The following is a 10,824-nucleotide window of genomic DNA, read 5'->3' as shown; positions in this document are numbered from 1 at the left end:
CATGAGTTTTGCAACAGCTGCCGGGACCCCCCAACAGGCCTTCAGCAACACCAGCAAGGTTGTTGACCAGCTAGGAATTGCAATTGTCTGCGGCGATTACGCCGAGGGGACAATGATCCCGCTGGATCCGGATCTGGAAGAAATGTTTGGTGTCTCCCGAACGGTCATTCGGGAGGCTAAAAAAACCCTTGTTGGCAAGGGATTGTTACAATCGAAAGCCAAAGTGGGAACGCGGGTGCGACCCGCGGCCGACTGGTCGATGTTTGATCCTGATGTGTTGCGATGGCACGCCTCCCTGCGTAAACCCGGACCGTTTCTTGAAGAATTGTTCGAAATCAGATTGATCTTCGAGCCGGCCGCCGCTAGCCACGTGGCGGAGCGGTCCGATGATATCCAGAAATTGCACTTGACCCGCCTTGCCGAGGCAATGTTTCTGGCGCAGGAGCCATTGGCTTTCGCCAAGGCCAACGTGGCGTTCCACACAGCTATCCTGCATCTGTCGGGCAACCGGTTTTTGTCGTCGCTGGGTGATATGGTCCAGACTGCCCTTTTTTCGGTTTATTTGCGCAACGAACCTCGTGATCCGTTGGCCATCTCCCATCCCTCCGATCAACTGCATCAAGGGCGTGCGGACTATGCATCTTTGCTCAATGCCATCTGTTCGGGCCAGCCACACAGGGCTGAAGAGGCGATGCAGCGGATCATTTTGCAGGCTAAAGACGCTATGCAATAGGGTCTAACAAGGCCGTCGATCCCGACTGGATCCCTCTTTCATCCATGTTTTTTACGCGTTTTTGGTTAGGTCTGTGCCGTTTGGTTGGCTGAGAAGCTGCCGCTTTTCCGGCTGGCTTGCTCAACTTATGCCATAAGTTCAAGATGGATCTTTCGGTGTAGAAAGTGTGAGAAAAGCAAAATCATCCATGTTTTTGACCGTATGATTTCTTCCTTCCTATCGCCATTGCCCCACAATGGCAGGCGGAGGATATAGGGAGAAGTTGAGCTTTCGACAGCACTGAAAGCTCAAAACGGGAGTTTTAAGCGATTTATTAGATGGTTGTGTCCGAATGACATTGCGTCATGCGGCTTTACGGATGATGCAGTGGACGCATCCTCCGAACGATCTTTGTCGCGCTAATCGTGCAGCTTTTCCCTTTGTCAATTCTCTTCGCTTTGCCGGATCAGCCGGTGGAGCAAAATCATGACAGCCCTTTGGGTGCGTTTCCTTGGGAGGATCTCATAATGGGATTTGCAAAGTTTCTTAAAAGCTTGAGTGTCGGTGCCATGGCTTTGGCAGCAGGATTGTCTCTGTCCGGTGCGCCGACCATCGCCGCCGACGGCTTTGTCGGTATCGCCATGCCGACCCAATCTTCAGCGCGTTGGATTTCTGACGGCCATTCGATGGTCGAGCAGTTTGAAAAGGCCGGTTACAAAACCGATCTGCAATATGCAGAAGATGATATTGCTAACCAGCTGCGTCAGGTTGAAACCATGATCCTGAAGGGGGTCGACGCGCTTGTGATTGCTGCAATCGACGGCACCACCCTGTCGGCCGCGCTTGATCTGGCCGCTGAATCCGGCATCAAGGTTATTGCCTATGATCGCCTGATCCGCGATTCCGGCAATGTCGACTATTATGCCACCTTCGACAACTTCCAGGTTGGTGTTATTCAGGCCAGCTCACTTGTCGAGGGTCTGGATGTTGCCAATGCCAAAGGGCCGCTGAATATCGAGCTGTTTGGTGGGTCCCCAGACGACAACAACGCCTATTTCTTCTATAATGGTGCCATGTCGGTTCTGCAGCCGCTGATCGATGAAGGCAAACTTGTTGTGCAGTCCGGTCAGTTTGGCATGGATAAAGTCGGCACCCTGCGTTGGGACGGCTCGGTGGCTCAGGCCCGCATGGACAACCTGCTGTCGGCTTTCTACACCGACAAGCGCATTGACGGCGTGCTGTCTCCATATGACGGCCTGTCCATCGGCATTCTGTCTTCGCTCAAAGGCGTTGGCTATGGCTCCGGCGACATGAAAATGCCGATCGTTACCGGTCAGGATGCAGAAGTTCCATCCATAAAGTCCATGCTGGCGAATGAGCAATATTCCACCGTCTTCAAGGATACCCGTGAGTTGGCCCGTGTGACCGTGGGCATGGTTGAAGCTCTGTTGAAGGGTGGCGAGCCGGAAATCAACGACACCAAAACCTATGACAATGGTGTGAAAGTTGTTCCGTCCTACCTGCTGAAACCAGTCGACGTGAACCGCAGCAATTGGGAAGAAATCCTGATTGGCTCCGGCTACTACAAAATGGACCAGATCAAATAGGTCCTCCCAAGGGGTCGGTGGCGGCTTGACCGCCACCGCTCACCTGCGCCGTGAAAAGCGGCTTTTCTCAAACCAGTACTGTCTCCCAGAGGCTGATATGACTACCATTCTGGAAATGCGTGACATCACAAAGACCTTCCCTGGTGTGAAGGCGCTAAGCGATGTCAATCTCACCGTCTCTGAAGCGGAAATTCATGCCCTCGTTGGTGAAAACGGCGCGGGAAAATCCACGCTGATGAAGGTGCTGAGCGGCGTCTATCCTTACGGATCCTATGAGGGCGATATCATCTATCGCGGCGACGTGCAGCAATTCAATGGCATTGTCGACAGTGAAGAAAAAGGCATCATCATCATTCATCAGGAGCTGGCACTGGTGCCGCTGCTGTCAATTGCCGAAAACATCTTTCTGGGCAATGAGCCTTCCAAATATGGCATCATCGACTGGCCGACGGCGCATACGCGCTCTGCAGAGTTGCTCAAAAAGGTCGGGCTGGATGAGCCAACCGGATCCCTGATTACCAATCTGGGCGTGGGCAAACAGCAATTGGTGGAGATCGCCAAGGCCCTGTCAAAACAGGTCAAGCTGCTCATCCTGGATGAGCCGACCTCGTCGCTGAATGAAAGCGACTCGGATGCCTTGCTGGAACTGCTGTTGGAGTTCAAACGCCAGGGTATTTCCTCGATTCTGATTTCGCACAAACTGAATGAAGTGGTGAAGGTCGCCGACAAAATCACCGTTTTGCGCGATGGCCAGACGGTCAGTACGCTTGATTGTGACAAGTCGGAAGAAATGGAAAATGCCATCATTCGTGACATGGTTGGTCGATCGCTGACCAATCGTTTCCCGCAGCGTGATGCGATGATCGGTGAAACCCTGCTCGAAGTGAATAACTGGAATGTCGATCACCAGATCCGTGCCGACTATCACTTCATCAAGGATGTCTCGCTGCATGTGAAGGCGGGCGAGATTGTCGGTATTGCCGGATTGATGGGGGCCGGGCGAACCGAGCTGGCGATGAGCCTGTTTGGCCGCTCCTATGGCAAGAATATCCGCGGCGACGTCAGCTTGCGCGGTCAGGCGGTTGACCTGAGCACCATCGACAAGGCGGTGGATCAGGGGGTTGCCTATGTGACCGAAGACCGCAAGCAATATGGTCTGGTGCTGGAAAACTCCATTCGTACCAACATTACCCTGGCCAATCTCGATGACGTGTCGAGCAGCATGGTGCTGGATGAAAACAAAGAGACGCTGGTCGGTGCGGACTATCGCGAGAAACTCAACATTCGCTGCAAGGATCTGCAGCAGAATGTCGTTAATCTGTCGGGTGGCAATCAGCAGAAGGTGGTGCTCAGCAAATGGCTGTTTTCCCAACCGGATGTGCTGATCCTTGATGAGCCAACTCGCGGCATCGACGTCAACGCCAAGTTCGAAATCTACACCATCATCAATCAACTGGCCGAAGAGGGGAAAGGGATCATTTTCATCTCGTCGGAAATGCCGGAGTTGCTGGGTATGTGTGACCGGATTTACGTCATGAATGAAGGCCGCATGGTGGGTGAGCTGCCTGCCGCCGAAGCGAGCCAAGAAAAGATCATGCGAATGATCATCAAGACACAGGAATAGTGGGTGAGACAATGAGTAAAATGGCAAAACCCGCCGTTGGTTCGCAAGAGCCTTCCGAAGGCGAAACCACTGGAATCGCTAAATATTTCAAGGCCAACATGCGCGAATACGGTCTGTTGTTGGCGCTGGTCGTCGTGATGATCTTCTTTCAGGTCATGACTGGCGGCATTCTCATGCGGCCGCTCAATCTGACCAACCTGATTTTGCAGAACTCCTATGTGGTCATTATGGCTGTCGGCATGTTGCTGATCATTGTGGCCGGTCATATTGACCTGTCTGTCGGCTCGGTGGTTGGTTTCATCGGCGCGCTGGCGGCGGTGATGATCGTCAATTACGAGATCAATGCTGCTGTTACCATTGTGGTCTGTCTGGCGGTCGGAGTGGTCATTGGTTGCTTGCAGGGCTTCTGGGTGGCTTATTATAAGATCCCGGCCTTCATTGTGACCTTGGCGGGTATGTTGGTTTTCCGCGGACTGACGCTGGCTCTGCTTGAAGGGCAGTCCATCGGGCCATTTCCGGTGGCGTTCCAGAAACTCAGCTCGGGATTCATTCCCGATCTGTTTGGTTCGGGTCGTCCGCATATCCTGACTATTGCGCTTGGTCTGGCCGTCAGTGCGGCGCTGCTCTATGTCAATATCAAGGCACGCAAGCAACAGCAGAAGCATGGTACGGTGGAGGAACCATTCTCCTTCTTCGTGGTCAAAAATGGTCTGATCGTCTTTGCCATTTCCTATCTGTCCTACCTGATGGCGGGCTATAAGGGCTATCCCAACGTGCTGATCGTCATGGCACTGCTGATGGGAATTTATACCTTTGTGACGTCGCGGACCACCATTGGTCGTCGGATCTATGCACTTGGCGGCAACGAAAAAGCAGCCAAACTGTCCGGGGTCAAAACCGAGCGACTGACCTTCTTGGCCTTTGCCAATATGGGGCTGTTGTCGGCCTTTGCCGGGCTGGTCTTTGCGGCTCGCCTCAATACCGCGACGCCTAAGGCCGGCTTCACCTTCGAGCTTGATGTGATCGCTGCCGTGGTTGTCGGTGGGGCCTCACTTTCGGGTGGTGTCGGTACGGTGACCGGGGCGATCATCGGCGCGTTCCTGATGGGCGTGATGAACAATGGCATGTCGATTATGTCGATCGGGATCGACTACCAGCAGGTCATCAAGGGGCTGGTGCTGCTCGCCGCCGTGATCTTCGATGTCTACAACAAGAACAAGGCTCAGTGATGCGCCGTTGAATGCAGGTCCTTCTTGAACTTGGTTTTACATCGAGCGGGAACTGACACTGGAAAGGGTGGACCTTTGGTCTGCCCTTTTCTTTGTTGTAAGCGCAGGCGAAAAGGCCATGTAATGATGTGGTTCGCCGATGCTGGCGGCAGTTGGATTTCATCCAGTATTGGCACAAATTTGAACGGCAGGATCATCCATATAATTGGCGGTATAGCCTCTAGCGGTGACGATTGCTTCGGCTCAGACTCTCACCAGAGGAGTGCGTCCGGAGGCAAGCCGCTCGGCTTGTCCTTAGGGGGCTATTGAGAAATCCGCCGGAACGGGGCAGAGCTGGCCTGTCGTTCGGGCGTTGATGGTGAGGGAGGTTGCCCATGTTGCTTGAACTGCGACAGCAGGTTTTTGAAGCCAATATCGAGCTTAATCGACGCGGGGTTGTGCTCTATACATGGGGCAATGTCTCAGGCATTGACCGTGAGGCAGGGTTGGTGGTTATCAAGCCATCCGGCGTGCCTTATGAAGTGATGACCGCCGATGACATGGTGGTGGTTGATCTCGACAACAAGGTCGTCTGGGGTGACAAGAAACCGTCCTCGGATACCCGCACCCACACAGTGCTTTACAAGGCTTTCCCGACAATTGGTGGCGTCAGTCACACCCATTCGCGCCATGCTGTCGCGTGGGCACAAGCCCGGCGGTCGATCCCTTGTCTTGGCACGACACAGGCAGATTATTGCGCGGGCTCTGTTCCTTGCACGGCGCCGCTCAGCCCTGAAGAGGTGGAGCGGGATTATGAAGGAGCGACGGGTGAAGCGATCGTAAGGCGCTTTGAAGGCCTCGATCCGGTGGCGGTGCCGATGGTTCTGCTGGCAGGTCATGGACCGTTTGCATGGGGCGCGGATGCGGATGAATCGGTGCGCAATGCTGTGATCCTTGAGGAGATTGCCCATATGGCCACCATTTCGGCCACCATCTCCAACCCTTTGCAGCCGTTGGAAGATTATGTGCTTGATTATCACTATCAGCGCAAACACGGCAAAAATGCCTGGTATGGCCAAAAATAGCAGACTTCCTTAGCAGATGGGGGCAACCGGGCACTGCCTTTCATCCATGGGGACAACAACAAACGGGATATGAAGAGGCAGGAAAATGATTGCACTCAAAGAGTTGAAATTCTGGTTTATCTGTGGTTCGCAGCATCTGTATGGGGCGGAGGCTCTGGGCAAGGTTGCCGAGAATGCCCGCACGGTCGTTGATGGGCTCAGCAAGGATGGGCGGTTGGTTCTGCCGATTGAGTTTGCCGGTGTTGGCACCACAACTGATGAGATTGCCGATATGTGCCGCCGGGCGTCTGCTGACCCGACCTGTGGCGGCGTCATTCTCTGGATGCATACCTTCTCGCCGGCCAAAATGTGGATCCGTGGCCTTATCCAGCTGACCAAACCGGTGCTGCATCTTCATACCCAGCTCAATGCCGACCTGCCTTGGGACAGCATCGACATGGACTATATGAACCTGCATCAGGCTGCTCATGGGGACCGGGAAGCGGGCTTCATGCATTCACGCTTGCGTCTTGGTCGCAAGGTGGTGGTGGGCCATTGGTCCGAGCCGGATGTGCAAGAACGGATTGATAGCTGGATGCGGGCCGCGCGGGCTTGGCACGACTGGCAGGGCGCACGTTTCTGCCGTTTTGGCGACAATATGCGCGATGTGGCCGTCACCGAAGGGGACAAGGTTGGCGCGGAAATGGCCTTTGGCTTTGCTGTCGATGGCTGGGGCATTGGCGATCTGGTGGATCGGATGGCCAGTATTGCCGAGGCTGATGTCGAGGCATTGGTCGCCGAGTATGAAGCGCTTTACGATCTGGTGCCAGCCTTGAAAGCCGGGGGCGAAAAGCGTGCCTCGCTGCTGGATGCTGCGCGTCAGGAGCTGGGGCTTGAGGCCTTCCTTACTGAAGGGGGCTATACTGGCTTCACGCATACCTTCCAGGATCTGCATGGGCTTAACCAGTTGCCCGGTCTTGCGCCGCAGCGGCTGATGGCCAAGGGCTTTGGCTTTGCCGGGGAAGGGGACTGGAAAACCCCGGCGCTCGTGCGCGCCATGAAAGTGATGGGTCATGGGCTGACCGGGGCAACGTCCTTCATGGAAGACTATACCTATGACATCAAGCCCGGTGCCGAGAGGGTGCTTGGTGCGCATATGCTTGAAGTCTGCCCGTCGATTGCCGTCGACAAACCGCAAATGGAAATTCATCCGCTTGGTATTGGCGGCAAGGCCGATCCGGTGCGTCTGGTCTTCAATGCCCAGAAGGGTGATGCGCTGAATGCCTGCTTCGTTGATCTGGGCAATCGCTTCCGCCTGATCGTCAATAAGGTCAAGGCCGTGGATCATCCTGACCTGCCGAACCTGCCGGTGGCGCGTGCGGTTTGGGAATGTGCACCAGACTTCAAGACCGCATGCTCCGCATGGATCTTGGCGGGTGGGGCGCATCACACGGCCTATAGCTACGATGTGACCTCGGAGATGCTTGATGATTTTGCTACCATCGCCGGGATGGAACTGGCCTTGATCGATGAGCAAACTGAAACCATGCGCTTCAAGCAGGATTTGCGCATGAATGAAGTCTATTGGCACTTTGCCAAGGGATTCAGGGCCTGATTTTCAGGCCGACTGCCCTCGCGTCAGACAAGAGTCCCCGCAGACCCGCGCCTCGCGAGGGCAGTGAAACAGAACACCCCCGAAAGACACGATCTTTCGGGGGTGTTTGTTTGTGAGGCTGGTTTGGCACGTCGTCGTGAGCGCCCATCAGGGCAATCAGTCCGGGCGCAGCGGCAATTGCACGATTGCGTCCCCGGGGAGCGGCGAAATGGTGCCGTTGCTGGTGATGTTGTGCAGGCTCTTGTCGCGGAAGGTGCGCGGGCTCATGCCGGTATGGCGACGGAAAACGCGGCTGAAATAAAGTGGATCCTCATAGCCGACCATTTGGGAGAGGGACTTGATTGGCACATTGGTGACCCGCAGGATCTGCATTGCATATTGCACCCGCTGGCCGTCGCGCCACTGGACCACGCCGGTGCCGATATTCTTGCGGAACAGGTGTGACAGGCGAGAAGGCGACAGGCAGACATGGCTGGCAATGTCTTTGACCGATAGCGGCTTGTCGAGATTGGCGGAAATCAGGGAGCAAGCCGCCAGCACGCGGTCGTCAAGGGTTGGTGTGTTCATGCTTGAGGAACGGGTCATCCGGGCGCATTGCAGCAGGATATGTTCCAGTCGGTTGAAGGCAAGATCAACGGACAGATTGTCGGGAGACTTGGCCCATTTCTCGACTTCGACAAACAGGCGGAACAGCTCGCTGGTCTTGGCCTCGTCGCGTTTGCGCAAGATATGGACGCCATCGACCACCTGATGCCAGTCCAGCCATGGTTTCCAGAATGCGCGCGGCTGGAAATAGATCCAGCGATGCCACCATTTGTCGGCGTCGAAATCGCGGCCATAGAAATGGCGTGCTTCCGGCGGGAAAAGCAATAGATCGCCCGGTTCGACGGTGAAGGAATTGGGGCCGTCAAACACCCGGCCAATGCCGTCGACCGTCAGGTTTATGATCCAGCCGCGCATGCCGTTGGGGCGGTCGATATAGAAATCCAGTGGGCCGCCGCTCTCAATGGGAGTGATGCCGGCGACCAATTTGACGTCGAACTGAAAGCCGGGAAAAAGCGGCGCAACCTCATCGTCGGCTCCCTTGGGGGCTGTGTCATAGGCCAGTTTCTTGAACAGACCTTGAACTTGTGGGTCTGCGCTGGGATCAAATTTAGAATGATCGTCCATATCTCTAGCGCTTTGCTGTATTGGAAGGCATCAGAATAGTCCATATTCTAATCTGAAACGTGCGCTTTGGAAAGAAGAGTGTCGAAAGTTTTTGAGTAGAATAATCCATAAGATTTGGATGCTGGTGCGAGGCTTTCGACCGACCGATGGGAGGATATCGGCATGGCCGCTGATCAGCAGATTTGTGTCTTGGGGTTGGATTTTGGCTCGGATAGTGTCCGGGCGGTGATTGTCAGTGTTGCGGGGGGTGATGAGCTCGCCGCCGCCGTTGCGGCCTATCCGCGATGGGCAGAAGGGCGCTTTTGCGAGCCGACGCGACAACAATTTCGTCAGCACCCGGCAGATTATCTTGAAGCGATGACCGCCGCCGTGCGGGACGCCGTTCAGTCAATGGCGCCGGGCAAGCCGAAAATCATCGGTATCGGGGTGGACACGACCGGCTCGTCACCCCTGCCTGTGACGGCGGATGCGACCGCCCTGGCGCTCAAGGATGGCTTTGCAACTGACCCGGATGCGATGTGCATTCTGTGGAAGGACCATACCTCGGTGGCCGAGGCCGAAGAGATCAATGCACTGTGTCACTCCGGCCAGTTTCCCGACTATACCAAGTATGTTGGCGGCATTTATTCCTCTGAATGGTACTGGGCCAAGATCCTCAATGTCGGTCGGCGCAATCCTGCAGTGTTTCAGGCCGCGGCCAGCTGGGTTGAATTGTGCGATTGGGTACCATCGGTGCTGACGGGTGTTGATGATGCGGCGAAGATTGTTCGCAGCCGCTGCTCTGCCGGGCATAAGGCCTTGTGGCATCCGGAATTTGGCGGCCTGCCGAGCCGCGAATGGCTGACGGCGCTTGATCCGTGCCTCGGCAATCTGCCAAGTCCGCTTTATCAAGACACCGTGACCAGTGATCAACCTGCGGGCACCTTGTCGAATGAATGGGCTGGACGATTGGGGCTGGATGCAGATATCCCGGTCGCGGTCGGCGCGTTTGATTGCCATATGGGTGCGGTTGGCGCGGGCATTGAGCCTTACTCGCTGGTGCGGGTGATGGGCACATCGACCTGCGATATTCTGATCGCCCCACCGGAAGAGGTGAAGGACACTTTGGTGCATGGCATTTGTGGTCAGGTGCCGGGCAGTGCGATGCCGGGTTATATCGGTTTTGAAGCAGGGCAGTCCTCTTTTGGCGATGTCTTTGCCTGGTTTGAACGCGTCTTGATGTGGAACCGGCGCAGCAATACCAAGGCGGGGTCCTTGCTGCCGCAGCTTGAAGAGGCTGCTGCCCAGTTGCCGCCGGGAGCCTATGGCGAGCGGGCGCTGGACTGGCTGAATGGACGGCGGACGCCGGATGCGGATCAGACGATCAAGGCGATCCTGTCCGGGTTGCATCTGGGCTCGACGGCTCCATCTATCTATCGGGCCCTGATTGAAGCGACGGCCTTTGGCTCAAGGGCCATTGTCGAACGGTTTGAATCCGAAGGCATTCCGGTCAAGAGTATCGTTGGCATCGGCGGCATTGCCCGCAAGTCCGATCTGGTTTCGCAGATTTGCGCCGATGTGCTCAACCGTGAAATCAGCGTTGTGGCGTCTGATGAATGCTGTGCCCGGGGTGCGGCGATCTTTGCGGCGACGGCTGCCGGGGCCTATGAGGATATTGAAGCGGCAAAAGCAGCGATGCACAGCCCGGTTGAAAAAGTCTTCAAACCCGATCCGGAAGCCCACAAGGCCTATGAAGCCATTTATGCGGATTACAAGCGGTTGGGCGCCTTCTCTGAAGAGCTGTCGAAACGCGATTAAGTCTCTCCCAAGCCTATGATCTCTTCC

At 55.6% G+C, this 10,824-nt stretch carries 8 protein-coding genes; 7 read left to right on the top strand and 1 reads right to left on the bottom strand.

Annotated elements, in window-relative coordinates:
- The first annotated feature begins 1 nt into the window (after position 1).
- The 6 genes from FDK21_RS16005 (at position 2) to araA (ending at position 7,830) form a co-directional block, all read left to right on the top strand.
- On the top strand, positions 2 to 733 hold the full coding sequence (locus FDK21_RS16005; RefSeq protein ID WP_114011083.1) for a FadR/GntR family transcriptional regulator: 732 nt from the start codon (positions 2 to 4) through the stop codon (positions 731 to 733).
- A gap of 548 nt (positions 734 to 1,281) precedes the next feature.
- Entirely contained in the window at positions 1,282 to 2,319 is a 1,038-nt protein-coding gene (gene chvE, locus FDK21_RS16000) for a multiple monosaccharide ABC transporter substrate-binding protein (protein ID WP_198663035.1), read from the top strand.
- A 97-nt stretch (positions 2,320 to 2,416) separates the two neighbouring features.
- A complete protein-coding gene (mmsA, locus tag FDK21_RS15995; protein WP_114011081.1) occupies positions 2,417 to 3,943 on the top strand; it encodes a multiple monosaccharide ABC transporter ATP-binding protein in 1,527 nt (508 codons plus the stop codon).
- Positions 3,940 to 5,172 (top strand): multiple monosaccharide ABC transporter permease, encoded by a 1,233-nt coding sequence (gene mmsB, locus FDK21_RS15990; protein ID WP_245418531.1) that lies wholly within the window; start codon positions 3,940 to 3,942, stop codon positions 5,170 to 5,172. The genes mmsA and mmsB overlap by 4 nt, the downstream gene beginning before the upstream one ends.
- 374 nt (positions 5,173 to 5,546) lie before the next feature.
- Positions 5,547 to 6,236, top strand: a complete 690-nt coding sequence (locus tag FDK21_RS15985) for an L-ribulose-5-phosphate 4-epimerase (protein ID WP_138149782.1) — start codon at positions 5,547 to 5,549, stop codon at positions 6,234 to 6,236.
- Positions 6,237 to 6,321: 85 nt separating this feature from the next.
- Positions 6,322 to 7,830 carry an L-arabinose isomerase gene (gene araA, locus FDK21_RS15980; protein WP_138149780.1) on the top strand — a complete coding sequence of 503 codons (1,509 nt, stop codon included), beginning with the start codon at positions 6,322 to 6,324 and terminating at the stop codon, positions 7,828 to 7,830.
- 156 nt (positions 7,831 to 7,986) lie between these two features.
- On the opposite strand, the gene araC is transcribed toward araA, so the two are convergent.
- On the bottom strand, positions 7,987 to 9,000 hold the full coding sequence (araC, locus tag FDK21_RS15975) for an arabinose operon transcriptional regulator AraC (protein ID WP_114011077.1): 1,014 nt from the start codon (positions 8,998 to 9,000) through the stop codon (positions 7,987 to 7,989).
- A 162-nt stretch (positions 9,001 to 9,162) separates the two neighbouring features.
- Between araC and FDK21_RS15970 the strand changes: the two genes are divergently transcribed.
- On the top strand, positions 9,163 to 10,797 hold the full coding sequence (locus FDK21_RS15970) for a ribulokinase (RefSeq protein WP_114011076.1): 1,635 nt from the start codon (positions 9,163 to 9,165) through the stop codon (positions 10,795 to 10,797).
- The last annotated feature ends 27 nt before the right edge of the window (positions 10,798 to 10,824 follow it).

It is taken from the genome of Cohaesibacter sp. CAU 1516 (genome assembly GCF_005771485.1).
In the GTDB taxonomy this organism is placed as follows: domain Bacteria; phylum Pseudomonadota; class Alphaproteobacteria; order Rhizobiales; family Cohaesibacteraceae; genus Cohaesibacter; species Cohaesibacter intestini.
The sequence above is the reverse complement of the archived record's forward strand: the minus strand, read 5'-3'. Positions and strand labels throughout refer to the sequence as shown.

Excerpts from the sequence above, each read along its gene's own strand:
- FDK21_RS15970 (WP_114011076.1), top strand. The coding sequence starts at position 9,163 with ATGGCCGCTGATCAGCAGATTTGTGTCTTGGGGTTGGATTTTGGCTCG.
- chvE (WP_198663035.1), top strand. The coding sequence starts at position 1,282 with ATGGCTTTGGCAGCAGGATTGTCTCTGTCCGGTGCGCCGACCATCGCC.
- FDK21_RS15985 (WP_138149782.1), top strand. The coding sequence starts at position 5,547 with ATGTTGCTTGAACTGCGACAGCAGGTTTTTGAAGCCAATATCGAGCTT.
- FDK21_RS16005 (WP_114011083.1), top strand. The coding sequence starts at position 2 with ATGAGTTTTGCAACAGCTGCCGGGACCCCCCAACAGGCCTTCAGCAAC.
- araC (WP_114011077.1), bottom strand. The coding sequence starts at position 9,000 with ATGGACGATCATTCTAAATTTGATCCCAGCGCAGACCCACAAGTTCAA.
- araA (WP_138149780.1), top strand. The coding sequence starts at position 6,322 with ATGATTGCACTCAAAGAGTTGAAATTCTGGTTTATCTGTGGTTCGCAG.
- mmsA (WP_114011081.1), top strand. The coding sequence starts at position 2,417 with ATGACTACCATTCTGGAAATGCGTGACATCACAAAGACCTTCCCTGGT.